Annotated in this window: 22 protein-coding genes and 4 pseudogenes; 10 read left to right on the plus strand and 16 right to left on the minus strand. The window is 67.1% G+C overall.

Annotated features, from left to right (window positions below):
- Nucleotides 1-168: 168 nt before the first annotated feature.
- Nucleotides 169-2,580, minus strand: a complete 2,412-nt coding sequence (locus ACFYOY_RS44290; protein ID WP_388593542.1) for a helix-turn-helix domain-containing protein — start codon at nt 2,578-2,580, stop codon at nt 169-171.
- Between the two features lie 966 nt (nt 2,581-3,546).
- Between ACFYOY_RS44290 and ACFYOY_RS44295 the strand changes: the two genes are divergently transcribed.
- From ACFYOY_RS44295 to ACFYOY_RS44315, 5 genes are all read left to right on the plus strand, one after another.
- Nucleotides 3,547-4,710, plus strand: a complete 1,164-nt coding sequence (locus ACFYOY_RS44295; RefSeq protein WP_388593544.1) for a serine hydrolase domain-containing protein — start codon at nt 3,547-3,549, stop codon at nt 4,708-4,710.
- Nucleotides 4,711-5,064: 354 nt separating this feature from the next.
- Complete coding sequence (locus ACFYOY_RS44300) at nt 5,065-5,289, plus strand: hypothetical protein (protein WP_388593546.1); 225 nt, start codon at nt 5,065-5,067, stop codon at nt 5,287-5,289.
- A 49-nt stretch (nt 5,290-5,338) separates the two neighbouring features.
- Complete coding sequence (locus ACFYOY_RS44305; RefSeq protein ID WP_388593548.1) at nt 5,339-5,647, plus strand: hypothetical protein; 309 nt, start codon at nt 5,339-5,341, stop codon at nt 5,645-5,647.
- A 9-nt stretch (nt 5,648-5,656) separates the two neighbouring features.
- The gene (locus tag ACFYOY_RS44310) at nt 5,657-8,179 is read left to right on the plus strand and encodes a Hint domain-containing protein (RefSeq protein ID WP_388593551.1); all 2,523 of its coding nucleotides are present in this window, start codon (nt 5,657-5,659) and stop codon (nt 8,177-8,179) included.
- Nucleotides 8,180-8,191: 12 nt separating this feature from the next.
- On the plus strand, nt 8,192-8,698 hold the full coding sequence (locus ACFYOY_RS44315) for a hypothetical protein (protein WP_388593553.1): 507 nt from the start codon (nt 8,192-8,194) through the stop codon (nt 8,696-8,698).
- Between the two features lie 116 nt (nt 8,699-8,814).
- Here ACFYOY_RS44315 and ACFYOY_RS44320 read toward each other — a convergent pair.
- Nucleotides 8,815-9,186: pseudogene (locus tag ACFYOY_RS44320) on the minus strand (tyrosine-type recombinase/integrase); the annotation flags it as partial.
- Between the two features lie 53 nt (nt 9,187-9,239).
- Nucleotides 9,240-10,307, minus strand: a complete 1,068-nt coding sequence (locus tag ACFYOY_RS44325) for an integrase core domain-containing protein (protein ID WP_351906084.1) — start codon at nt 10,305-10,307, stop codon at nt 9,240-9,242.
- Between the two features lie 95 nt (nt 10,308-10,402).
- Here ACFYOY_RS44325 and ACFYOY_RS44330 point away from each other — a divergent pair, with 95 nt between their 5' ends.
- A complete protein-coding gene (locus ACFYOY_RS44330; RefSeq protein ID WP_388593582.1) occupies nt 10,403-10,858 on the plus strand; it encodes a lytic polysaccharide monooxygenase in 456 nt (151 codons plus the stop codon).
- Nucleotides 10,859-11,107: 249 nt separating this feature from the next.
- Here the strand turns inward: ACFYOY_RS44330 and ACFYOY_RS44335 are convergent.
- The 3 genes and pseudogenes from ACFYOY_RS44335 to ACFYOY_RS44345 form a co-directional block, all read right to left on the minus strand.
- Nucleotides 11,108-11,552: pseudogene (locus ACFYOY_RS44335) on the minus strand (integrase); the annotation flags it as partial.
- A gap of 120 nt (nt 11,553-11,672) precedes the next feature.
- Nucleotides 11,673-11,945, minus strand: a pseudogene (locus tag ACFYOY_RS44340) (SAM-dependent methyltransferase); the annotation flags it as partial.
- Between the two features lie 30 nt (nt 11,946-11,975).
- On the minus strand, nt 11,976-13,061 hold the full coding sequence (locus ACFYOY_RS44345; protein WP_388593556.1) for an integrase core domain-containing protein: 1,086 nt from the start codon (nt 13,059-13,061) through the stop codon (nt 11,976-11,978).
- Nucleotides 13,062-13,583: 522 nt separating this feature from the next.
- Here ACFYOY_RS44345 and ACFYOY_RS44350 point away from each other — a divergent pair.
- On the plus strand, nt 13,584-15,374 hold the full coding sequence (locus ACFYOY_RS44350; protein WP_388593558.1) for a serine/threonine-protein kinase: 1,791 nt from the start codon (nt 13,584-13,586) through the stop codon (nt 15,372-15,374).
- Nucleotides 15,375-16,033: 659 nt separating this feature from the next.
- On the opposite strand, the gene ACFYOY_RS44355 is transcribed toward ACFYOY_RS44350, so the two are convergent.
- Nucleotides 16,034-16,861: an IclR family transcriptional regulator gene (locus ACFYOY_RS44355; RefSeq protein WP_388593561.1), complete on the minus strand. Its 828-nt coding sequence runs from the start codon at nt 16,859-16,861 to the stop codon at nt 16,034-16,036.
- Nucleotides 16,862-16,985: 124 nt separating this feature from the next.
- Here ACFYOY_RS44355 and ACFYOY_RS44360 point away from each other — a divergent pair, with 124 nt between their 5' ends.
- Together ACFYOY_RS44360 and ACFYOY_RS44365 are read left to right on the plus strand one after the other, a co-directional pair.
- Nucleotides 16,986-17,936 carry an alpha/beta fold hydrolase gene (locus tag ACFYOY_RS44360; RefSeq protein WP_388593564.1) on the plus strand — a complete coding sequence of 317 codons (951 nt, stop codon included), beginning with the start codon at nt 16,986-16,988 and terminating at the stop codon, nt 17,934-17,936.
- A gap of 187 nt (nt 17,937-18,123) precedes the next feature.
- A complete protein-coding gene (locus tag ACFYOY_RS44365) occupies nt 18,124-18,279 on the plus strand; it encodes a hypothetical protein (protein ID WP_351904324.1) in 156 nt (51 codons plus the stop codon).
- A 316-nt stretch (nt 18,280-18,595) separates the two neighbouring features.
- Here ACFYOY_RS44365 and ACFYOY_RS44370 read toward each other — a convergent pair whose 3' ends face one another.
- On the minus strand, nt 18,596-19,534 hold the full coding sequence (locus ACFYOY_RS44370) for a LysR substrate-binding domain-containing protein (protein WP_351904327.1): 939 nt from the start codon (nt 19,532-19,534) through the stop codon (nt 18,596-18,598).
- A gap of 88 nt (nt 19,535-19,622) precedes the next feature.
- Here ACFYOY_RS44370 and ACFYOY_RS44375 point away from each other — a divergent pair, with 88 nt between their 5' ends.
- Complete coding sequence (locus ACFYOY_RS44375; protein ID WP_351904330.1) at nt 19,623-20,648, plus strand: amidohydrolase family protein; 1,026 nt, start codon at nt 19,623-19,625, stop codon at nt 20,646-20,648.
- Nucleotides 20,649-20,702: 54 nt separating this feature from the next.
- Here the strand turns inward: ACFYOY_RS44375 and ACFYOY_RS44380 are convergent, their stop codons facing one another.
- From ACFYOY_RS44380 to ACFYOY_RS44415, 8 genes and pseudogenes are all read right to left on the minus strand, one after another.
- Nucleotides 20,703-21,170 (minus strand): transposase family protein, encoded by a 468-nt coding sequence (locus ACFYOY_RS44380; protein WP_388593585.1) that lies wholly within the window; start codon nt 21,168-21,170, stop codon nt 20,703-20,705.
- Nucleotides 21,171-21,203: 33 nt separating this feature from the next.
- Nucleotides 21,204-22,308: pseudogene (locus ACFYOY_RS44385) on the minus strand (integrase core domain-containing protein).
- A complete protein-coding gene (locus tag ACFYOY_RS44390; protein ID WP_388593568.1) occupies nt 22,199-22,471 on the minus strand; it encodes a hypothetical protein in 273 nt (90 codons plus the stop codon). The pseudogene ACFYOY_RS44385 and the gene ACFYOY_RS44390 overlap by 110 nt, the downstream one beginning before the upstream one ends.
- A 128-nt stretch (nt 22,472-22,599) precedes the next feature.
- Nucleotides 22,600-22,908, minus strand: coding sequence for a helix-turn-helix domain-containing protein (locus tag ACFYOY_RS44395; protein WP_078640466.1), 309 nt, complete (start codon nt 22,906-22,908; stop codon nt 22,600-22,602).
- A 17-nt stretch (nt 22,909-22,925) separates the two neighbouring features.
- Entirely contained in the window at nt 22,926-23,243 is a 318-nt protein-coding gene (locus tag ACFYOY_RS44400; protein WP_351904334.1) for a PIN domain-containing protein, read from the minus strand.
- A gap of 102 nt (nt 23,244-23,345) precedes the next feature.
- The gene (locus tag ACFYOY_RS44405) at nt 23,346-23,546 is read right to left on the minus strand and encodes a hypothetical protein (RefSeq protein ID WP_388593572.1); all 201 of its coding nucleotides are present in this window, start codon (nt 23,544-23,546) and stop codon (nt 23,346-23,348) included.
- Between the two features lie 524 nt (nt 23,547-24,070).
- On the minus strand, nt 24,071-24,280 hold the full coding sequence (locus tag ACFYOY_RS44410) for an integrase (protein WP_351904351.1): 210 nt from the start codon (nt 24,278-24,280) through the stop codon (nt 24,071-24,073).
- Between the two features lie 67 nt (nt 24,281-24,347).
- The coding region (locus ACFYOY_RS44415) for an integrase core domain-containing protein (protein WP_388593574.1) at nt 24,348-24,673 on the minus strand (326 nt) is incomplete at its 5' end.

Here is a 24,673-nt window from a genome sequence, read left to right on the forward strand (position 1 = left end):
AAGACGAGCCGGCGGCCCGCCACCTTGGCGATGCCCCGGACGGTTCGGCAGCATCCGCCGTTCTTCAGCCCGTCGGCGGCCCGGGATCACTCAAACACTCAAGAACCGCCCACTGAGCTCTTCCGCCGGCTGTGGTCGACCTGTTTGCCAACCCGCGGTCAATGCCGGTCACTTGCGCCACAGAGGATCGCCGCTGCCTCGGCTTCGGCAGCTCTTGTCCTTCTGCGCGGCCTGATAGGCGAGAGCGAGGTGCCTCTGCAGCCGGATGTGCCGGAACTGGTATACGGCACCGGTTTGGCGTAGCACCCCCCGGCGGTAGGCGTCCTCCAGGAAAGCGACGGTGTCCCAGGGCAGTTTGCGCGTCAGCGGCAGCCAGACCCGGGCCACCGTCAGCCACTGCCCCCACGCGGTGAAAGCGAGCACGTAGGACGTTGAGCCTCCCAGCCCGCCGACCGCGCCCAGGAACAAAGCCGAGTCCGACGGCCAGATCACTGTCCAGGGCAGCACCGGTTGGAGCAGGCGGACCACGACGTGCCCGCCAAGGACGCATCCGAGGGTGAGGGCTGGAACGAGCACGAGGAGCTGCTGGGTCGCCGTGGCACGGCTGACGGACAGCAGCCGGATCGGAGTAGCCGCGGCGGCGATGTCCATGGGTGCTTCGAACGCCGCGAGGAGCCCGAAGGCCAGTCCGGCCGTCAGGCCGAAGACCAGCCCGAAGAACAGCATGTTGCCGGTCGCGATTCTGATCACCTCCGTGTGCGGGAGCGATCCGGCCAACACGCGTTCCAGGACGTTCGTCCAGGCGTACCCGATCCCCAGCACTGAGCCGCCCAGCAGGCCGGCCCCGACGCGGGCGAGGGCCTCGCGGAGCGGTCTGCGCCCGAACCGGCGGTTCGCGGCAGAGAGCCTGAGCCGTACCTGGGACGGGACGGCTGCGGATCGGCCGAACAGAGCCAGAGCGCAGTGCCCGAGGACGAAGGCGACCGCGGAGAGGAGCCCGGTCAGCGCCAGCGCCCCCAGCAGCAGCGTCCCCTGCGTGTGGGTGGGGAGGTACCCGAAGGAGGAGGCGAGGAGTATCACGAGCCAGTTGGCTGCGAACATGCACAGTGCGGAGAGCAGCGCGGTGTGCAGGATGCGCGTCGATAGCCGTACGGACTCGCCGAGCCGCCACCAGGCGAGGTCCTGCCGGTCGTGCGTGCCGTGGGTCAGACTGTGTGCGAGGTAGCCGAGCCAGCGCTGGGCCTGCTCCGCGTCGCGATCGCGCTGCCCGCGGGCGGTGTCGGTCCTCTCGGGAGCGCGGTGTCGGTAGAGCGTGGGGACGAAGCCTGCCAGCAGATGTTCCTCGATGTCGCGCCCGGTGGGAAAGCGTGTGGTGTCGAATAGTTCCACCGGGTCCTTCCCGGGTGTCTCGCTGTACATCGTCCGCGCCAGAGTGACCATCAGCGGGGTGCCCAGGACCTGCCCGAGCCGGACGCTCGCCGGTGCGTCATGGACCCGCAGCCGCTCCAGGACGGCATCCCACACGCCCACGCCGCTGCGGTTGCCGAGGGAGACGGCAAGGCGGTCGGTCCGGGGAAGGTACGCGGCGAGATCCTCGGCGGTCAGGTCGGTGAGTTCGATGCAGGCGGCCCACACCAAAGGTGTGTGAACCCCGCGGACCGCCTGGGCGTACTCGTCCCGGCGGCTGGTCAGGACCAGTGGAAGGGATGTGGCGTTGAGTGCTTCCAGCGCCGGGCCACGCAGGGCTTCGGCCAGCTCGTCGAAGCCGTCCAGGACCGGCAGTATCAGGTCAGCGTCGACGAGCTCGGCGGCCAGCGTCGCCCCGTCAGATGTTCGGCGGGCCAGATGCGGGTGGTCCCGCAGGAGACGGTCGACCAGGAAATTCCGCAATGTGATCGTGAGCGGGTCCCAGGATCCGATGCTGAAAATCACCGGTACCTGGGCCGGAGATCCGGGGGCTGCGAGGAGATCGAGGACGAACTTGATGGCCAGGACCGACTTTCCCGAGCCGGCGCGGCCGAGTATGACCAGTCTCCGCGACTCAACGCTCCGGTAGGTGTCGGCAACACTTTGCAGATCGCCGCTCAGGTCCAGATTCTGGAGCGGGGCTCCTGGCTGTAGCCGCTGGATGTTCTCCGGACGGTCCATCAGGTCGGCGGGGGCCGGCTGATACCGCACGGGCAGCGGGAACGGGTCGTGGACGCGGCGGTTTTTCTCCTCGCGTTGCCAGCGGCGTCCGACCTCACGGGTCAGCGACGCGGCGGCATCGGCGATCGCACCAGTCGGCGGCTCGACCGGAGCGATAGGGGCTGGGACGGCCGGTACCGGTTCCTCCCGCCGGCCGGCGGGTCCCGGCTGTGCCCTGTCAAGGATCGCGGTGAGCCGGTGCCGCTCCTCCGGCTCGGCCTCAAGGGCCTGTGCCAGCAGGTGCAGCGTCCTCAGCCGGTGGTCAGTGGGCTTGCCCGTCTCCAATCGGCGAATCGTGCTCACGCTCACCTGGGATCGCTCCGCCAGCTCCTCCTGGGTGAGGCGGGCGCGTGTGCGCAACTGGCGTAAGAGCGTGCCTAGCTCGTTGGCCACTCTGGGTTCCCACTTCCTACGGATAGCGCGTGCCGCATGAGCGTAGCGGGTGCCAACGGCCATTTCGCTCGGGTCTGATCCACTTCGGCGGTGGCTGGCCGCACGGTCGTGACCCACCTGTTGGTGCCCGATTCCTCTGCTCCACCGCCGGGTACCCTCCTCGCACGTCTGAGCTCCGGGCCAGCGGCCGGCCCGCCCCCGACAAGCGCGCGGCGCCGACCGTCGGGAAGGCCACCTGGCTGATCACCACGCACCCCGACAAGATCGACGAGAGCGATGTCCTCAACCTCAAGCCCCTCCCGGCCCGCTGCCAACTTGTCATGTTCACCGTCAGGTGGGACGACCGGTCACACATGACCGGTCACAGATGACCTCCCCCTGACCTGTGTATGAGCTGTTTTCTGAGCTGGGCGGACCCCATCGTGGTCGGGCCGGCGGTGCGCCGGTCACCTCGCATCAGGGAGACACAGGGTGGAGATCTCCATCGCCTCGCCGCCGTCGCGTCACCGGCGTTCCGTCCGCGGCTCTGGAGCCGGCTGCGCTCATCGGGCCGGCCGCTCGGGCGGACACACCAGCCGTCCCCGACTCGACGATCACCGTCATCACACCGAAGGTGTCCGGGCCGCACAGGATCCGCGTCTTCCTGCCCAGCACTCCGCCGACCCGACAAGCGCTTGTCCGTGACGTATTTCTGCACGGGGCGGCGGCGTGGATGACGCGGTGGCCGGCCCCGTCCTGCGCTCCGAGGACATGACGGTTCTGGTGAGTGCACCGGCTACGGCCCGTACGTCGACAGCGACGCCGTCTCGGCTCCGGTGCGACGGCGACCGCGACTACCACTGCCGGGGCCCCGCGTTCGCGGACCACGTCCCGCGCCTGGAAGCCGCCTTCACAGCTGCAACGCACTGACCGGCTGACCGAGCACGGACCTGACCGAGCGAAGACCTCCTCCGAAGAACGGACACCATGGTGATCACACGGAACAGCAACAAGAAGAGCGCCGCCGTCATCGGCGCCGCGTGCGCGACGATGCTGGCGCTGTCGAGCCCGGCGGCGCATGCCGACACGGCCGAGGCCGACCACCCCGCCACGCTCGCGGCGCTCAAGGCATACCAGGCGAAAGCGGGACCGGGCGCCGCGATCCATGCCGGGGCCGGTGGCGGATCCTGGACGCTGTCGGCGGGCACGGGCACCATCAACATCGACCGGCCCATCAGGTCGGACGAGCACTTCCGTATCGGCAGTCAGACCAAGAGCTTCACCGCGGTGGTGGTGCTTCAGCTGGCCGAGGCAGGCCGCCTCTCCTTGGACGCGCCGATCGAGGACTACCTGCCCGGCGTCGTCACCGGCAATGGCTACGACGGCACGCGGATCACCGTGCGCCAACTGCTCCAGCACACCAGCGGCATCGCCGCCTACAACCCCTACCCCGAAGTGAACACGCCTCAGCCGAACCCGGACGGCACCTTCAGCCTGACGGCACTGGTGCAGGACGGACTGAGTTCCTCGCCCCCGGTCGCCGAGCCCGGTGCCGGCTTCACCTACTCCAACACCAACTACTACATCCTCGGCATGCTCATCGAGGAGCTGACCGGGCAGCCGGTGCACCAAGCCGTCACCGAGCGCGTCATCGAACCCCTCGGTCTGCCCCACACCGTCTTCCCCGCGCCCGGCGAGCGTGCTCTGCCCGCCCCGGCCGTCAACGGCTACCACGGCGCCCGGGTGGGCCCCATCTACCTGTGGACCCCAGTGACCTCCTACGACCCCTCCCTTTACAGCAGTGTGGGAGGAATGGTCTCCACACTGGAGGACCTGGCTGCCTTCTACCAGGCCCTGGCCGCCGGAGATCTCCTCTCCCCCGCGAGCCTTTCCGAGATGCGCACCGTGCGGGATGTGAGTACCGGCTCGGCCTACGGCCTGGGGATCCAAAGGCGTGATCTGTCCTGTGGCGGAACGGCGTGGGGCCACCCCGGTGCCGTACCGGGCTACGAGAGCTACACCCTGACCACCGACGACGGCCGCCATGCCTCGCTGGTCACGAACGTAGCGTTCGGGATCGGCCGGCCGTCCGCAGAAGCAGTCGAACTGATGGACACCGCCCTGTGCGAGAACGCACCGCGGCGCTCCTGATGTCCGGGCACCGCAGCGCAGGTACCTGAACCTCGGTAGGGCACCCCCGCATCGCGTTGCTGAGCGCTCGTCGGACCGCGTGCCCGTGGATGCGTTCCGACGCGGCGATCAGGATGTGCCCGCCGGCCCCCCACCCGCACGCCGGCGCCTCCTCCAGCATCCGCCCTGCCCTGCACGTCCTCCCCGAACGGCCGCCTGCCTTCGCCACGTGGCCACACAGCGGAACGCGCAGAAGCCTCGCCGGTCGGTCATTGGTGGCCGGCCTCGGCGACTGGTCTCCAGGCCCGTTATCCGCACCTCCCCCGCAGCCGTCATTGCACCACCCTCCTCCATTCGCGACATCAAGGAGTTGACATGGCACACCGCTACCGGTGCGGCGAATGCGGTTTCTCCACTCGATGGACCACCGAATCCGAGGCCGAGGATCTCGCCGCTGCCCACTACGCCGAACGCCACCCTGGACTCGCCCTCGGCGGTGGCTTGGAAATCAACAGGAAGAACCCCAACTTTCTCGGCTTCCTCCCGCTGCTCGGAATTGCGTTCCTCCTGATTCTGATCATCGTCTCATGTCAGCGGTAATCAGTGACAGTCAGCCCATTCATGCAATCCTTCGAACGGAGGCGACGTTTTGCAAAATCCGGACGACCCTTACCCGGACAACCCTATCGAATACGGTGTTGTGATTGTCCGGATCATTTTCGAGACTATGTGGGAGAATTGGCTTACCCGAATTCTTCTGTTGTTCTGGATAGTTAAAGCGGTGATCTGGTTCGGCAGTGGCCTGATCGCGTTCGTCGAGGAACTGTCTCAGGATTCCGGCGGTTCCGGCGGTTCCCGCAAAAGTAGCGACGGGGCCGGCGGTGACAGCGGCAGGGGTGACGATGGCTGGGGCGGCAGCTGCGGCGGTTGCGGTGGCGGCTGCGGCGGTGGCGACTGACGGATCGCCGTGGCAACTGGACGAGGTGCGCTGTCGAACGACACGAACTTTTCGATCCGCCTCCTTGTGAAATTGGTCAAGCCGGACTGTTGGCGTAGGTGTCGGCTTGGCGTCGCCACCTCGCGGCGTGCCCGCCGCTCATTGTCAACGCTTTCTGGCAGCACGTCAGAGAAAAGATATGAGGAAGTTATGACTGAACCGAAGCCGAGCGGCGAACAGCCCTTCCTGGACGGCCCCGCGGCGGACGAGCCGAGCAGGCCACCGGCACCGGACGTCCCCTCGACATCCTCCGAGCCACCCGTCGTTGACCCGCCACCCCTTCCGGCATTCTCGCCACCATCCGCCGCCGGCCCGGACGGGACGACCGCACCTGCGGCCCCCGCTCAGCCTCCGGTGCCTGCCGGCCGACCGACCGGCAGTCCGTGGTTGGTGCGACTCCAGTCCCTGACCAGTCGTCAACGGGGCTGGTTGGTCGGTGGGGTCGGTGTCGTCATTGTGGCATTGGTGGCCGGGCTCCTGTCTTTGACAGCCTCGTCCTCCGATTCTGCCGAGGCGCAAGCGGCTCAGCGGGACCTCAAGCCGTTCCGCGAAGCCGTTGGCGACCTGGCCGTCGCCCCTGGCCTGCGCTATGAGGACACCTCGGCTTTGGGCATCACCGAGAACGAGATCACCGTCACCGCCAGCGGCAGCCAGTTCGGCACCACCTCCTCCGGGCAGAACGACAACGGCCGGGACGTTCTGCGTATCGGCGACAAGACGTTCATGCGGTGGCAGGTCGACCCCGCCCCCAGGGAGGACGTGGCGGCGGGCAAAAAGGCGCCGCCCAGCGAGTGGATCGTAGGGATGGACGACGGCTCCGAACTTATGGACGAGGCACTGGCCCGCACCATCGCCCCGTCGAAGCTGGCGACCGTGCTGGCCAAAGCCCTGGATGACCTGGAGAAGTCGCCACCGCCGGCGAACGAGTCCAAGACGTCGAGCACGTCCGGGCAGCAGCCGCTGAGCGTGAACGGAACGCCCGCGCTCGGCATCGACACCTCGGCCGGCCGCCTGCTGGTGACGAAGGAAAAGCCGCACCGGGTACTGCGGCTGGAAGCCTACGATGCCGTCGCAGACCTCTCCGACATGAAGGACCGGCTGGAGAACGGAGAGGTGCCGGCAGCGCCCCGCAAGGTGACCACCGGTCCGCTGGCGTCCGGCGACGGCGAGGGAATGGACCTCACCCCGGTCCTCGCCGACGCCGCTGTCGACAAGATGTTCGACACCCTGGTGGAGTACGCCGACCAGCTCAAGGACGCCACCGACAAAGGCATCACCTTCACCCTGGACGGCGCGGGCGAGATGGACTGCAGCTCCGCGGGCTGCACCGCCACCCAGAACTTCACCGGCAAGGTCACCTCCATCGCCCGGAAGGAACGTGTCACCCAGGGCGAGGTCGCCGCCGTGATGAGCGCGACCTTCTCCATCGACGGCAAGCCCGCCGGCCAGTGCACCAGCCCACAGCGCACCTTCCCCGTCCGGGGCAACAACGTCTCGGGCACCCTGAAGTGCTCCAGCTCAGAAGCCGGACCGCTCTACTCCTCAGTCGCGGCCCGCGTCAAGGCGCAGGCCGAGGCCGACGCCCAGGCCTGCGGCTGCAAGGTCCGCCTGACCTACCCGCTCCGCGCCAACACCTGGATCGACGCCCGCGCGATGGCCAAGGTCGAGGCGGAAAAGCTCGCCGACCGGGCGAAGTCGGAACGGGGCGCCGCGGCCTGTGCCAAGCCGCACAGCTTCCCCTCCGGCACCCAGGTGCTGCTCGCCGACGGCACCACCCGGGCCATCGAGGACATACGCGTCGGGGACCGGGTCGCCGCCAGTGACCCGCAGGTACAGCCCACCGCCGCGCGGCAGGTGACCAACACCTTCACCAGCGAGGGCGACAAGGACTTCACTCGGCTCACCGTCACCACTGACCAGGGGCCGGCCAAGGTCACGGCGACCGGCAATCACCCGTTCTGGCTGGAAGACGACCAGCGGTGGAAGGACGCCGGTGACCTCCGGGTCGGCGATGAACTGCGCACCCCGAACGGCGCCAGCGTGGCCGTGACCGAGGTCCGCGACCAGCAGGGCCCGCAACGCACACACGACCTCACCGTCAACGGTCTGCACACGTACTATGTGCTGGCGGGTGAGACGCCGGTCCTGGTTCACAACAGCAATGGATGCGTGAACTGGGCCGCCAACAGCGTGAAAACGTGGGGTCATACATTCAAGACTCATGGCGCCGGAGCGAAGAACACGAAGGCTCTGACCGATCGCGCTCGCAGCACCGGGAATCAGCAAGGTCAGTGGCTGGACAATGACGCCGCTGCGGAGTTCTTGAAGGGGCTCCATGTCGAAGGAGCTGGGCCCAGGTCGGTGCGCATTCCCGACGGGTTGGGGCAGGTGATTATGCCGGATGGGAGTATCGTCCAAGCGCGGGCGGCTACCATCGTCCCGAGTCCAAATGGGCTGTACAAGACGGGATTCCCGATCATTGGTCCGAACTAGGAGGCTGGAGAGATGAGCTTCTCTGTGTCGTTCAATCCGGCCGTGCCGTCTGGTGCTGTGGCTCCTTCTTCAGCGAGTCTGGAGGCGGGTGACGGTTATGAAACCCTGGTCATGGAGGCGTGTAGCGCCCTCTCTGATGCTGGAGGCAGCAGGTTCCACATTGGCGGCTTCGGGAGTGATGAGTGGCCGCTCGATGTCGCGTATGACTTGTCTGCCTTCATGGAGCAGCTCCCGTCGCTTCTGGTGGGTGTGCGCGACCGTCGCGAAGTCGAGGTGGATCTCTACTCGCAGGGTATCGAGAGGACTTTGACCTTCCGTCCAAGCGGGGATCTCGTGATGATTCACTGCGATTCGCGGACCAACTGGGTTCCAAACCCAGAGCGCGAGAGCATTGCACAGAGCGAGCTAGTCGCGATGCTCTCGAAATTGGCCGAAGACTTCGCCAGAGGGTTGAAGGCGATCAATTCCGAACTGTCGGAGGTTGCGCCATTCGAACGTTGGCTGGAGGGTGAGGTGTAGCCTCGCTGCCCGATCCCGCAACCCTCGCACTGGATAGCAGCCGCAAAGTTGAAGCCCCGTCAGGTGCGTCCTGGCGGGGCTTCTGCATGGGGTGACGGCAGTAGTTGACGGCAACGTCAGCGGACGGTGGCTCCGCACAGCGGCGGGTCATCGCCGTCGTCGCGGGTCGACTCGTCGTTGGCAGGACCGTCAAGGGCGGTGCTGAGGGTGTCGATGGCGTCGCGTTGGAGGCGGAGTCGGACGTGGGCGTAGACGGTGGCGGTGACGCCGATGTGGGCGTGACCGAGGAGTTCCTTGATGACGACGAGTTCGACTCCCTGTTCCAGGAGCAGGGTGGCGGTCGAGTGTCGGAGGTCGTGGAAGCGGATGCGGCGGAGGCCGGCATTGCGGAGGAGCGTGGTGAAGGTGCGGGTGAGGTTGGTCGGGTCGATCGGTCTGCCCTGGGGAGTGGTGAACACGTGCCCGTTGTGCTGCCACGTGGTGCCTGCGCGTAGCGCGTCAGAATGGCTTCACTGGTTGTGAGCTGGGATTTTTCCTATGGTCAGCTGGCTCGGTGGTACTCGTTGATGAGGCCTGCGACGGCTTGTCGGCGTTTGATCCGGGCTGCAGGCAGGGGGATGACGTTCGGATTGTCGCTGGGCGCGAGTTGGTCACGGCCTTGGTGGGGTCGGTGGCTGTTGAAGTGGTGTGCGTAGTCGTGGAGGATCTTCTCGGCGTGGCCACGGTCGAAGAGCAGGACACGGTCGGTGCACTCTTCCCGTGCTGAGCGGATGAAGCGTTCTGCGTGTGGGTTGCAGTTGGGGCTGTGTGGAGGGGCCTTGGCCACGGTGATGTCCTCACTGGCGAACACGGCGTCAAAGGCGGCGGTGAACTTCGCATCCCGGTCGCGGATGATGTGAGTGAATTCGGCGGCCTGATCGCCGAGTTGCCACAGAAACTGCCGGGCCCGCTGAGTGGCCCATGCGGCGCTGGGGTGGGCGGTGACGCCGAGGATATGAACGGTGCGGGTGCGCACCTCCATGATGAATAGCACGTAGAGCCGCTGCAGGCCGATGGTGTCGACATGGAAGAGATCGGTGGCGAGCAGGCCGCTGGCCTGGGCTTTAAGGAACGCGGCCCACTCACCGCGCGCCGGCTGGCGACGCGGCGCGGGACCGAGACCGGCGGCACGCAGCACACGCCGGACGGCGGCGGGGCTGACCTTGTGCCCGGGGCGGCGCGGTTCGCCGTGCACGCGTCGGAATCCCCATCGAGGATTCTCGGTGCCGAGCCGGATGATCAGGTTGCGGATTTCCTCCGGCAGGGGCGGTCGCCCGGTAGACGGCGGCTGCGTCCACTTCTGCTTCACCAGACGCCGGTGCCACGCCAGCAGGGTGCGTGGGGAGACGATCCGGCGTTCGCGCAGGGCTTGGGGGATCAGCCGGGTCAGAACGGTGAGCAGCGCGCGGTCCGGCCATCCGGGCTTGGGCGCGGTGACCTGTCGACGCAGAACCGCGAGCTCGTGCCGAAGGATCAATACCTCCGCATTCTTGGCCGCAGAAGATCGAGACATCAAGAACAGCCACGCGAAGATTCGCGTGCCGATGAGGTAGACAAGTCGAACCAGCACGAGGACTGATCATGCCTGGTACCTGCTGGTCAGGTGCGTTGCCTCAGATCAACCCCGGTGAAGGCATTTTGGAGCGCTACGGGGGTAACGACCACATGAACCCGGCCATGCAGACCGAAGACCCCATGTGTTGGCGGGCCTTCCAGGCCAACCCCGACACCATGTGGAACTGGATGAGCGCGCTCCGCGACGGCCTCGGTGGCCAGTTCCAGTCGCAGACCCCCAACGGGACGCTCTGCAGCAACAACCTCTCGAGGAACGCCAGTCTGAACAAGCCCGGGCAGTGGAAGACGACCACCGTCGGCAACGACTTCTCGGTTCACGTGCACGACCAGGCGTCCCACGGTGCCGACTACTTCACGGCCTATGTGAGCAAGCAGGGCTTCGACCCCAAGACCCAGACCCTGGGCTGGGGCAACCTCGACTTCATCACGCAGACCGGCCGCTTCGGCCCGGCGACGGACTACACGTTCAACGTCAGCACCTCCGGCTACACCGGACACCACATCCTGTTCGTGATCTGGCAGGCCTCGCACCTCGACCAGGCCTAGATGTGGTGCAGCGACGTGAACTTCGGCTGAGCAGGGGAGCGCCGCACACGGCACCGGTCTCTGCCGGGCGCCGGTAACCCGCCGCCCGGCCGGCCGAGCTCCGTCGGGGCAGGGGACCCATTCGGTCACCCCACCCCGACGGGGCTCCCTTCGCTCCTGGTGTGAACGCGCCCGATCGCACGGCAGTCGCACGGTAGCCGGCTCCCCACCAACCCAGCGTACGACTCCAGCACTCAACGGCCATGGAGACTCCCAGACCGTGGAGCGGCGATCTTGATTCCCGGCGCTGTGAGTTCGCCGTGGCTCCGTCGGTATCCCCATGAGGTGTTCTCCCTGGCCAGCGCAGGACCAGGGCGCGTATCGATCGGATGGTGCGTGGGCGTCCGCGTCGTCTGGGTACGCAGGATGCGGCATGGTGCCGCTTGAGCAGGTCGCGATGCCAGCGCAAGACCGTGTCGGGGCGGACCAGCAGCAGAAGGCGCCGGAGTCTGTCTTTGGGGAGGTGGTGGAGCAGGCCGGCGAGGATGGCACGGTCGCTGTCAGTGAGGGTCGGCTTGCCAACCTGACGCTGTAGGACCAGCAGTTGGTGCCGGAGTACGAGGATCTCGACGTCCTTGTCTCTGTCGCTCATCGGCAGGAGGCGTAGGAACGCCAGGGCGTTGGTCGCGGCGAGGTAGGCCAGGCGCAGCAGCACGACAGACCGTGATGCCGCCGGGTCCCTGCGCAGGTGAAGACACTTGGGCGAATGTCGAGGAGAACCGAAGATCCGTGATCAGGCTCCCGACCTGCGTGGATGATTTATCGGCACCCGCAATGTCTTGTCGTTCTCGTCCAGAAGTGACTGGCCGAGTGACAGCACGACCGGGTCGTTGTCGATGTAGATGACGCGGCAGTCCGGATCGATGACCTGTGCGATCTGATGCACATTGTTCTGGGTTGGCAAGCCGGAGCCGAAGTCGATGAACTGCCGGATACCGTGCTCATCAGCGAGAGTCCGCACCACCCGTTGAAGAAACCACCGGTTATTCCGTGCGAGTTCACGCGAGGTAGGGGCTGCCTGCAGGAGTAATCGGCACGCCTGTCGATCCTGTCGGGCTCGAAAAGTCATCGCTGCTGATCAGGCGGCATAGCGGTACTCGTTGATGACGCCGCCGAGGACGCGTGTACGCAGGAGTCTGCGTGCGTCGCGGTCGTGCGGGGTGGTGGGCTGTTGGTGGGCGTCAGGAGGTAGCTGGCCTCGGTTTCGATGAGGACGGTGTGTGTTGTAGTGCTGTTGGTAGGCGGCAAGGACATGTCGGGCGTGTGACTCGTTCGTGATCAGGATGTGGTCGAGGGCCTCGCGCCGGATGCTGCCGATAACCCGTTCACAGTGGGCGTTCATCCTCGGCGCTCGTGGCGCGCTCTTGATCACGTCTATGCCGTCGGCCTGGAAGACGGCGTCGAAGGACTGGCCGTACTTGCCATCGCGGTCACGGAGCAGGAACCGCAGGGATTCCATACGTGTGTCCAAGTCAGCGGCTACGTTCCGGGCCTGCTGCACGGCCCAGTCCCGGGAGGGATGTGCCGTGACGCCTGAGATGTGGAGGCGCCGGGTGCCGTGTTCGAGGAACGCCAGCGCGTAGAGTCTGAGTCCGACCACGGTGTCAAGATGAAAGAAATCTGCAGCGATGATGCCCTCGGCTTGGTTCGTGAGGAACTCGCGCCAGGTTGGGCCGGCGCGGCGTGGGGCCGGATCGATACCCGCAGCGTTCAGGATCTCCCATACGGTGGATGCGGCGATTGGATGCCCGAGGCCGATTAACTCGCCCTGGATCCGTCTGTGGCCCCACCCCGCGTTTTCCCGGGCGAGCCGCAGAATCAGCTCCCTGAGCGCCGCCTTGGTCGGTGGTCGCCCGGCCCGAGCGCGTCGCACGCTGTAGTCCCATTTCGCCGCGATGAACCTGCGATGCCAGGCCAGCAGGGTGCCGGGTGTGACCGGGAAGACTTCACGCCACCGGTGGCGGGGTATCAGCCCCGACAGCGCAGCCAGCCAGAACCGATCAAAGGGCTCATGCCGGACCCGGCCGCTGATCTGGCGACGTAGCACCGCGTTCTCGTGCCGCAGCACGAGCAACTCCGCGTCCTTCGTCGCTTCCCGGCGAAGCAGTACCCGGGGTATGGACAGCAGTTTGCGAACGACCTTGTACACCAGCGAGACAGTCACGTGGACATGCTGCCAGCCGAGACCGAATACCTGACGCCACCTGCAGCGACGACTTTCCGAGCCCCACACGCTCGCCCCAGTCCAGGGCCTTGGCGGGGCCCTCCAACTGCGGCATGTCGAACTGCTTCGTCCACGCGAGGGCAGCCTCCTGCTCTGCGGCTCGCTTGGCCGCGAGTCACTCCTCCTTGGACTCGGTGTCGGCGTCGCGCGCCGCCTTCCAGCAGTCGGTACTTATCTGCACTTCACCCAGATGGATGGGAATCGGTGGGCCGGTCCCCGCATTAGGCAACGTCTACCCTGCTTGGATCTGTCGGAGGCACGGTGGCGCCATGCGGTGCTGCGTCCTCTCCGCCGGCGCGGCACTGGAACTCCTTGCGCGGAGTGAGCGGGCAGCGTTCGTTCCTGGCTGGTAGCCCACACTCACTGGTTACACGCTTCTTGATGGGATCCTGCTGTGGACTCAAGCTGGGGCGGTGTTCAATTGCCAGAGCCATTCGAGTGCCGTGAGATGGGGGAATTTGCGTGGACGTGTTGGAGCCCATGGATCCTCGCCGAGTAGGCCGCTACCGGATTACCGCACGGCTCGGAGCCGGCGGTATGGGTCGGGTCTACCTGGGCTCTTCGGCGAGCGGGCGGCTGGTCGCGGTGAAGGTCGTACGACCGGAGCTGGCGGACACCCCCGGTTTTCGCCAACGCTTCGCACGCGAGGTCGAAAAGGCGCAACAGGTCACCGGATTCTTCACGGCCGCGGTCGTCGACGCTGACCCTGACGCTGCAACTCCGTGGCTCGCGACAGCGTATGTGCCCGGCATGTCACTGGATCGGGCAATCGAGGCACACGGCCCCTGGAACGTGGAAGCAGTCCGCGCCTTGGGCGCCGGAGTGGCTGAGGCCCTGGAAGCCATTCACATGAAGGGGTTGGTGCACCGGGACCTCAAGCCCGCCAACGTGCTGATCGCGGCCGACGGGCCCCGGGTCGTCGACTTCGGCATCGCCGTGGCGGCGGAGGACACGGCGCTCACCCCGACCGGACTGATCGTGGGAACACCCGGCTTCATGGCGCCGGAACAGCTCAAAGGCGATCCGATCACGCCTGCTGCCGACGTGTTCGCCTTGGGCGCGCTGCTCACGTACGCGGCCACCGGCAACGGGCCCTTCGGTACCGGCCCCGCCCAGGCGCTCAATTTCCGCATCGCGTACGAGGAACCCGCCCTCACGGGGGTTTCCGTACCCAACCTGGAGATCATCAAGCACTGTCTGGCCAAGGACCCGACCCATCGGCCCACGGTGGCGGAACTTGTGGAAGAGCTAGCACCCGCCGTAACCGAGGACGGACGCGTTCCTACGGAGATCGCTCTCGTCAGGGCGGCCTGGCTGCCTGAGCATGTTGCCCGTGCACTGCCGGCCACCACGAGCACACTGACCACTCTGTCGAATGGAAGTTCATCGCAGTCCCCAGCCGCACAGCAAGCCCCACTATCTTCGCCCGCGCCTGCCACCCCACCCAGGGCCGTCGGCGCTGCACCAGATGCCCCCCGGCCACGGCCGGGTTGGCGCGTCACCGTGTCCCTCTGGACGGCGGCCACTGCACTCACCCTCTCGTCGATCACCCCGTTCCACGCTGAGGAATTCGTCTGGGATGACGTGGATCAAGGCTGGCTGCTCCTTCTGGCCGGGTTCCTCAGCCTCGTTGCAACCGCCTGCCTGGTTCCCTCACTGCGCGGCGCCTCGCCGTCCTCAGGTCACCGCAGGAGCCTGTTGTACGCGGCCAGCACCGTCTTCACGACGGAAGTCTTCGTCGGCTTCGTGATCGGACGTGCATATGACGAAACCGGGCAGGCCCTTGGGCCGGGGGGCTTGCTCTACGCCGTGGGCTGCGCCTCCTCGATCTACTGCGCAGTTGCGCAGAGACGTCTTCAGGCACCACACGTAAACCTGCGGCGCCTCATGCCTCTTCTGGTTGCCGCGTCGGCGGTACTGCTGACCATCTTCCTGCCCTTCGCTGGCGGGCGCCTACCAGACAACTTCGCTCCCGTTGGCCTGCAGGAGAAGGAGTTCATCAGCGTCGCAGGGCTGGCAGGTCTCATTGTCTGCGTTGCACTGCTGTACATGATCCAGCGGGCCCCCTACGCGTCGGTCCCTTACTGGGCTGGAGGACTATACCTGCTGGTCACCATCGCATTGATCGCGGTGCTCGCCTTCTGGCGGTTCGAATTGGACCGCGAAGGACCAGGCATGTGGACCCTCGCGATCGGCTGTGTCGGACTGGTCTATGGAGCCTTTCAGCTTCCTGCCCGCGAACAGACAGCCTGACAAAGCGGTCTTGGACGCGTTATGCCGGAGACGTGGCGATGTTGTGGTTCATTGCCCCTCCATTTGCCTGCGAGGTTCGGGGATGCCGAGCTGGATGGGCTGGCGGTGCGCTCTGCGCTGGGTGTCGTCGCGCTAGGCGCGGAGGAGCTGGAGGGTGAGGTCGAGCCCTTCGAGCTCACCGGCCCAGCCTTCGGCTTCTGCCCGAGCACGGCGTTTGACGAGGCCTGTTTTGAGGTCGTCGAGTGCGCTGGGTGCTGCGCCAAGTGCCGCCCCGGATGTCGCGCCGGGCGTTGCTCCGGGTGTCGCGGGACTCGTCGATCCCCTTGCAGGTCAGTACGCGGTTTTGGTGTGGACGGGGTGCCGGCATCTCCGTTGCGGCCGCTTTCGCCCATGTCCCTGGCCGCAGTTGAGATGAGGGAGGGGCGGGAAGGCCGGCGCGGACGTGGCTGGGGGCCGGAGCGCGCTCGCCGTGTTGCGCGTCGGCTCCGCCGCCGCGCGGGGCAGGGTTGCCGCAAAGAGGATGGTGGTGCGACCGGCCGCGCGGACGGTTGTCCGCACGTGCGCCGGGAGAGGTCCGCACCCGGCGCCGTGCGTGGACGCATGCAACAGACCGAGCATTACGTGCGCGCCTTCGCCTACCGCTCACATGGTGTCGCGAGTTACCGGCGCTTGTGGTTGGGGTTGTCCTCGCAGGGCCCGCTGCGTAGTTCGCGGGAGATCGCTCGTGCGCAGGTGCGGACGGCGGGTGTCATCGTCCTGTGGTCGACGGTCTCGCTCGGCAGGACCACGGACAGGGCGCCGCAGACGGCGCCGTCGGGGCCCAGGAGTGGCGCGGCCACGGAGGTCCGCGGCCACGGAGTGCTCAGTGTCACGGTGGCGAACCCGCCCCGGCGTACGTCGGCCAGGATCCGGCGCAGTTCCGTGATGTCCGGCGCCTGCGGTCTGGCGGGCTGGGCGGAGAGGCCGTCCAGGATCCGCTCCTGCTCGGCGGGTGGTGCGCCGGCGAGCAGAACCAGTCCGACTCCCGTGGAGTGCAGCGGCATGCGGCCGCCGACGCGGTAGAGCACCGGATCGGCGTTGTGGACGGACAGCCGTTCGACCAGCAGTGCCTCGTCGCCGTCGCGGACGGCCAGCAGGACGTGCTGGCGGGTGATGTGGAAGAGGTCCTCCATGAACGGCATGGCGACGGCCCGCAGGCCATGGCCGCGAGGTGCCAGCGAGGCGATCTCCAGGAGTCGCAGGCCGATGGCGTACCGGCCGTCGTCGCGTCGTTCCAGTGCTCCCGTGCCGACCAGTTTTTTCGCCAGGCGCAGGGTGGTACTGCGCGGCATACCCGTGAGCCGCGTCAGCTCGGCCAGGGACAGGGTCCGGTGCGTCGGGTCGAAGGCGCCCAGGAGTGTGAAAGCGCGGTCGACGACCGCGTCCCCCTGCGCGGGCCTGCGTCCGCGCCGCGGAGCCGGTTGACCGGGCGGGACCGCTTGAGCCATGCCTCAGCCTTCCTGTTCCATTCATTGGCATTTGAACTGCCACTATACGGCACACACTCCTACGGTGGTCCGTACCGCAGGGCGACGTCCCGCCGGTACCGCATCCCCCACCCAGGAGTGATCCATGAAGATCCTTTCCAGTGACATCACGCTGCTCGGCGGCAGGACGACCGGCATCGCCGCACTGCCGGACGAGGCCACCGACCTGCCCGTACTGGTGTTCCTGCACGGCGGTGGTGCCACCGCGCGGTCGTTCGACATTCCGGGCCACTCACAGATCCTGCGGGCTGCGCGGAACGGATTCCCCGCCTACGCCCTCGACCGCCCCGGCTACGGCGGCAGTGAGCCTCTGGGCCTCCCCGCCGACTCCGACACGGGGGTACTGCGGGCCGCCGCGGAACGGCTCGACCTGGCCGTCACCGAACTGTGGCGGCGGCATGCCACGACCGCGCCCGGGGTCGTCGTGATCGGTTGCTCCATCGGCGGCGCAGTCGGCACCCACCTGGCCGCCCGGTGGAGTGCCCAGGAACGGCCGGGCTGGCCGCTGCTCGGTCTGGCCGTCGCGGACATTGGCCAACTGCCGCCGGAAAACGTGGTTGACGCCTGGCATTCCACCCCGGCCGAGGACCGCATCGATATGTCGAAACTCCAGGGCAAGATCGCCGCGCCTCCCCTGTGGGCACTGGCCCCCCATCAGTTCGGCCTGCACAGCCTGCCGGGCATTCTGGAACCCGTCGTACGGGCCGAGGGGCTGGAGATCGTCGGCGGCTGGCCGCGGGAGTGGCAACGCGTCGCCTCGCGGATCACCGTGCCCGTCCACTACCGGCTGGGTGAGTTCGACACACTGTGGGCTGCCCGTCCTGACCTCGTCGCCGAGTTCGCCGACACACTGCGCACCCGTTCACCCTACGTCGACGCAAGCCTGTTCCCCGGCTCCGCACACGGCCTCGCCGACAGCGTCGTCGGCCGCGAGTACTGCCTCCAAGTCCTCGGCTTCGCCGAGCGCTGCACCGCCGCAGTGCGCACCCCGCAGCTCCTGGGCCTGAACGGGCAGCCGGACGCAGAGCCCGCATGACCACGCCCGCCGCCCGATGACCAGCGGCTCCGCGTACTGTAAGGCCTCGCCCACGACAGCGACGTCGCCCGGCGTGACGGGCTTCGCGACGAGCGTGGGGTCGGCACCGAAGTCGGTGACCACGGCGCTGTCGTCGGCGAGCGTCGCGGTCAGGTAGACCCGGCGGCGGGCGCGCACGAACGACGGGATGCGGTCGATCGGCGGGCACGAGGGCCTGACCTCGATCGCCGTCGCTGTCGCCGTCGCGGTGCAGTGGCTCGCCCTGACCACCTCCCGGCCCGGGCCGCGGGTCGTCCCACCTCGGCTGGATGGTGACAGCGACGGCCGAGCGGTACCGGCCTGACGGGACTCGGCCAGGTCTGCGAACGGGTTCCCTCCCGGTTCAGGCTGCCGGGAGGAAAGCCGTGAGGGATAGCGGGGAGCCGCACCGGGACCGGGAGAGGGCGATGACGCCGCATGGCGTCCTGGGTGCGGCGCAGGGCCGCCTGGTCAGGGTGAGGGAGGACGGCTTGGTGGGCCCGCTGCGGCACGTGAGCCGGGCGGGGCGCATCAGCGGACCGTTCACGGTGCGACCGGGCCCAGCTCCTCCCGGCTCCCACAAGAGCCACGGTCATGTGACTGCCGGTTTGTCTGCTCGTTGGTCTGGTCATGGGGAAGCGTCAGTCGCGGCCGTGAATCGTGTCGGATGCACTGTGGTCGCTCACCGAACCGTTGCCGCCGAGCCGGCGCGCTGAAGCCGTCCACCGGGCGATGTCGACGTATTCCCTGATGAGCGCGTCACGCCGGGAACTTCTCCAGGCAAGGCAGACATGGGACGGGCCCAGGTCCTCGATGACGACGTGGGTGATGTCGGGGCGAGCGAAGTACAGGGCGGTCGAGAGCGGAACCACCACGACACCGCGTCCCGCGGCGACATGCTCGAGCAGCTCCTCGATGCTCCGGGCGGCGAGGACTGGCCGCTCCGTGTGTTCTTCCGGCGACGCAGGTGAACCGTCGCGTGGTGGGGCCACGTCGTCGAGAAGCATGCGTTCGGCCCTCAGTTCGGCGATGCGCACCGTGGCGCGCTGCGCGAGCCGATGGCCGGTCGGCAACTCGACCACGCGTGGCTCGCTGAACAACGGCTCGATCGACAGGCCGTGAGTGCGGACCGGCAGCCGCAGGTATCCGACGTCGACCTGGCCATCCCTCACGGAGTCGGCCCGGTGCTTGAAATCCATGCGGCGCACCTCCACGGAGACGTCGGCGTGGCGGGCGGAGAATTTCCGGACAGTGGGGGCGATGGACACGCCGGGCGTGAACCCGACCGTGAATCTGCGCGAACCCGCGGCCGCGTCGCGAACGCGGCGGCGGGCAGCATTCGCCGCAGCGAGCAGACTGAGCGCTTCCTCGAGCAACGCCTCACCGGCCGCGGTGAGCCGCGTTCCCTTGGTGTCCCGGTCGAACAGGGTGGCCTTCAGGTCATGTTCCAGCGAACGAATCTGGCGGGACAGAACTGGCTGCGCGATGTGCAGCGCTTCGGCAGCCCGGACGAAGGACCGGTGCTCGGCCACGGCGACGAAGTAGCGCACTTTGCGCAGGTCCAGATCCGTCGCACCCACCTCCTACCCTGCGGTGATGCCTTCAGGGTATGGCAGGTGCCGCTGAAGGTCTTGGACGGACCGCTTCGGCCGAACGGATCATGAAGGCATGAAACTCATCTGCGTCGAAGAACACACGGTCGACCGTGAGATGGCGAAGGCCGCCGCCCCCGCCCTGCTGCAAGAAGCGCCTTATATGGGCGCTCAACAGGACGCGGAAGCGCCCTGGCCGCGTGGCAGCGGGCACCCGACGGTCTTGTCGATGCGGGAGGCCGACGAGCTGGCCGCGGACCTCGGCGAGGGCCGGATCAGGAACATGGACAAGCACGGCATCCAGATGCAAGTGGTCTCCTTCACCACGCCGGCGCAACTCGCCCCACCCGACGAGGCCGTGTCGCTGACGCGTGCCGCCAACGACCGGCTCGCCAACGCGATCAAGGCGTACCCGGACCGGCTGAGCGGGTTCGCGGTCCTGCCGTGGCAGGATCCGCGGGCGGCGGTCGCCGAACTCGACAGGGCGGTAGGCGAACTGGGTTTGAAAGGCGTGCTCATCGTGGGCCGGCCGAGGGATACGTTCCTGGACGACCCGCGCTACGCACCCGTGCTCCAAAAGCTCAGCGACCTGCGGGTGCCCCTCTATGTGCATCCGTACCACCCACTGCCGCAGGTGCAGGAAGCCTACTACGGCGGCTTCTCCCCGGCTGTGAGCTCATGGCTCTCGCTCGGCGCGTGGGGCTGGCACAACGAGGCCGGAGTGCACGTTCTGCGGCTGATCCTTTCCGGAGCTTTCCAGAGCCACCCCGACCTACAGGTCATCAGCGGCCACTGGGGAGAGATGGTGCCGTTCTTCCTGCAGCGCCTCGACGATGCGCTCCCGCCGAGAACCACCGGATTGCCGGACACCATCACCGAGATCTACCGAAGCCATGTCTGGGTCACCCCCAGCGGTATCTGGGGGCTGCCCCACTTCGAGTTCGTGCACAAGGTGGTGGGCGCCGACCGCATCATCTGGTCCGTCGACTACCCGTATCTGGCGCTGGACGGCACGCGGGCATTCGTCGAGGAGCTGCCCGTCAGCCACGAGGCCAAGGAAAAGATGACCCACCTGAACGCCGAGAAGCTGTTCCGACTCTAACGAGCTCGTGCATGGTTGGTGGTGAGATGTCGATGCCTTCGGCAGGCTCGGTGTTCACACCTGCTGTGTCGGGTTCAGGTCCGCGGTCTGCTGATGGGACAGCAGGCCGGCAATGGCCTGAACGGTGTCGCTCATGTGTTCGCGGCGGCCGAGGTGGCGGGCAAGGGCCCGCCAGTTCTTCAGGTGGGCGATGCCGTGCTCGACCCGGATACGTCGCGAGGAATGTGCCTTGCGCTGCCGCTCATGCATCTCCTCGTACCAGTCCGGGGCGTTCTTCTTGAACTTGCGGTGCGGTGGTGTCACCACGCGCCCGCCGGTCTGGGCTCCCAGGCCCTGGTAGCCGGCATCCGCGAGGATCTCCACCAGGGGCTCTCCGGCCAGCGGCTTGACCAGCCCTAACTGGCGGGCCTGGGTGATGTCCTCGCAGCTTCCGGGCCTGGCCGGGCTGCAGAACAGCACCCGTCCGTCCTCATCCGTGACCACCATGGCCTTGACGGCGTTCTGCTTGCTCTTGCCGGAGATGAACTTGTCCCGTGAAGGGTGTCATTATTCCGATCAGGCTGCTGAGCTGGGCGTTCTCTGTCGATGGTGAGGCAGTCGGAGCGGCGTGGTGTGGTACTCGTTGAGCAGTCCACCGAGCACCTGCCGACGCCTGACCGTGCCAGCAGGGAGGGGGATGATGTTCGCGTGGTCGTCGGGGGCACGAAGGTCCAGGCTGCGGTGGGCTCGTCCGGTGTTGTAGTGCTTGGCGTACGTGGTGAGGACGGTGTGCAGGTGTCGTTCGCCGGTGATGAGGAGTCGGTCGGTGCATTCGGCGCGGGCTGTGCGTATCCATCGTTCGGCGAACGCGTTGGACCGTGGGCTTTGTGGCGGGGGCGGTATGACGGCTGTGCCGTTGCCGGCGAAACGGCGTCGAACGCGGCGGTGAACTTGCTGTCCCGGTCGCGGGTGAGGAACCGGAAGCACCCAGCCCTCTCCTCGAGGTCCATGAGCAGGTTGCGGGCGAGCTGGGTGACCCATGTACCGGTGGGACGGGCGGTGACGCCCAGGACGTTCACGCGCCGGGTGGCGATCTCCATGACGAAGAACACGTAGAGACGTCTGAGGAAGACGGTGTCCACGTGCATGAAATCGCAGGCGAGCAGCGTGTGGGCCTGAGTGCGGAGGAAGGTACGCCAGGTCTGCTGGCTTGCGCGCTGCGGTGCGGGCGGCAGACCGGAGCGGCGTAGAACGCGCCGGATCGTGGCGGCAGCAACTCTATGACCGAGTCGTCGGAGCTCCCCTTGGATTACCCCCAGGTCGGGTTCTCTCGCGCGAGGCGCTGGATGAGCGCGACTGTTTCTTCTGGCAACGGCGGACGACCGGGTCTGACCGGTGCTTGGCGCCATTTCCAGCGCACCAGACGGCGGTGCCAGTTCAGCAGGGTGCCCGGGGTGACCAGTCGATGGCGGCGTAAGACGGGTGGCAGGTGCCGTGCGAGAGCGGAGAGCACTGCACGATCGGCCCATGAGAGCCGCGGGCGCTCGATCTGCCGGCGAAGCACGGCGACCTCATGGCGAAGCGCGAGGATCTCGGCGTTGTTCGCGGCGGTCGAGCGGCCCAGCAAAAGGAAGCAGCCCAGCAGACGGCAGAAGATCAGGTAGAGCAGTCGCAGACCCACGATCACTGATCATGCCCATACTCGGGCGATCGTAAAGCCCCAGGTCAACCACCGTACGGCAATAAAGACACCCTTCAGGGATGCCTTCGCGTGGCGGCGACTGCGGCTCCATCGACACGGAACCCCTCCCGCTCCGTGACCGGGAACAAAAAGGACCGGCCACCAGACCAGCCTGCCGCAACGATCAACACCCCGACCAACCCAACCAGCAAATGGGCAACAGGATCGGGCAAGCGAGGGCCGTCAGCGTGGAGAGTGCCACCGTCACGTGAACAACCCTGCCTGTGCGTGTCAGCTTTCTGTGGGGTGTTGTTCGGGCCATGTGGTCTGGGTGACGTGGTCGTGGAAGTCGGCTCGCAGGGTCAGCTCGCCGCCGAGGGCGGTGATGTAAGCGGCCATGGTGTCGATCTGCGGGGTGCTGGCTCCGTTTTCGATCTGTGCGATCCGGGCCTGGCTGACGCCCAGTTCCCGGGCCAGCGCGCGCTGGCTCATCCCGCGGCTGCGCCGGGCTCTTTTCAGGAATGCCCCCCAGGTGTGGGTGGTGGTTTTGTCGGGCGGTGCCGTGTCGGTGTGCTTGGCCGGGTGTGTGGTGTTGTCCATGGTGGCCGTTGTCCTTGTCAGTCGACGCTGCCGCGTGGGGCGATCCACTGGTGGGGTTGTCCGGTCACTTTGGCGATGGTTTCGAAGTCCGCGTCGTAGTGCAGCAAGGTCAGTCCGCATAGTTCTGCGGTGGCGGCGGTCATCAGGTCGACTGCTCCTGGTCCCTGGTGCCAGCTTGTGGCGACGAGGAGATCTTGCACCTGCCGGGCCCGGGTGAGTGCACGGTCGGGTACGGGGGTCCAGCCGAAGGCGTCGTGGAGGTAGCGCTCCAGCACGGCCCGCTCGTCGCGGCCGCCGGTGGCGCGGACCAGTTCGAGTTCGGTGCTCTCGCGCACGGCCACTCGGGCCCTCGTCCAGGATGCCCGCCCAGTGTCGTTCCACGGCGGGGCTGCGGAACAGGCGGTTGCAGGCGCTGGTGTCGATCAGATAAGACTCGCTCACGCCGGGCGGGCCTCGCCGAAGGCGCCGCCCTCACCCGCGAGCTCGCTCAGCCGCTGCCGGGCCGCGCGACGCTGGTAGGTCGCACCGACCGCAATATCCACTGCTTTGGCCACGACCTCGGTGTCATCCTCGGTGTGCAGGAGTTGCTTGGCCTCGGCGAGGCGCTCCTCGTCGATCTCAATGGTGATCTTGGCCATCATGTCCGCCCTGAATGTCTGGGCACCTTGCCAAGGATAATAAATCCCTTATCGGTGGTGCTGGCGCAGGTGTCGCGCGGTCGACGTCAAGGCGCCTCGGCTGGGATGCCCCGCGTCGGCTCCCATGGGCGGGGGAGGGGGCTCGGGCCCACGCGGTCGAAGTCGCCGGACCGTGGTCCGCGTCATTTGAAGAAGAGATGCGTCGCCCGACTGCGCCCCGGGCGACGCCGGCTGGCGCGTAGTGTGCGGGGTGCGCACTTCTCGGGCTTCGCGCGGCGGCGTATGGCCCTGAACGGACTGCTACAGAGTGGTACGGATGGTTGCGGAGAGTTGCCGCGCGGCTGGGGGTCAAGGGGGTGCAGGTTCAAATCCTGTCGTCCCGGCGGTGTGACCAGCGGGTTTGCCAGTGATGGCAGACCCGCTGATTGCGTTCGTGTGACACGTGATGGCGACGTGATGACAGCCGGTGAGCGTTGGGGCGGTGCCGCCAGGGTTGCGCTTGCCGAATACCTCGTCCATGCAGGTCACGCGGCCCGTCTGTATTCGTGGAGGATGCCGCGAAGGCGGTCGTGGCGTCGTATGTCGAGGTGGCTGAGCTTGTCCGGGTCGTCGATTGGTGTGGGTAGTGGGTGTAGCGGTCGGGCGTTCGCGATGCCCTGGTGCGGGCGATGGGAGTTGTAGAACTCCTCGAACTCCCGTAGGGCGTGGAGGAGGTGGCGCTGGTTCCAGATCAAGGTCCGGTCCAGGAGCTCGTGTCTGCAGGTCTGCACCCTGTGCCGTTCGGAAACTCGTCGTTCCCGGTCAGGCGGCGTATCTGTACTCGTTGATCACGCCGCCGAGTATTCGGGTGCGCAGAACCCGGTGAGCGGACAGGCCGACCATGGACGTCGGGTGCTCCTGGAGGAGGGGAGGGAGCTGCCCACGAGCCTGGTGGGGGCGATGACCGTTGTAATGCCGGGCGTAAGCATCGAGGACCTGCCGAGCGTGCGTCTCGTTCCAGATCAAGAGGTGGTCGAGGGCCTCGCGGCGCATGGTGCCGATGACACGTTCGCGGTGCGCGTTCATCCGTGGGGACCGTGGCGCGGTCCTCATGACCTGGATGTCGTCGGCTTTGAAGACCGCGTCGA

The organism is Streptomyces sp. NPDC007875, from assembly GCF_042868035.1.
Classification (GTDB): domain Bacteria; phylum Actinomycetota; class Actinomycetes; order Streptomycetales; family Streptomycetaceae; genus Streptomyces; species Streptomyces antimycoticus.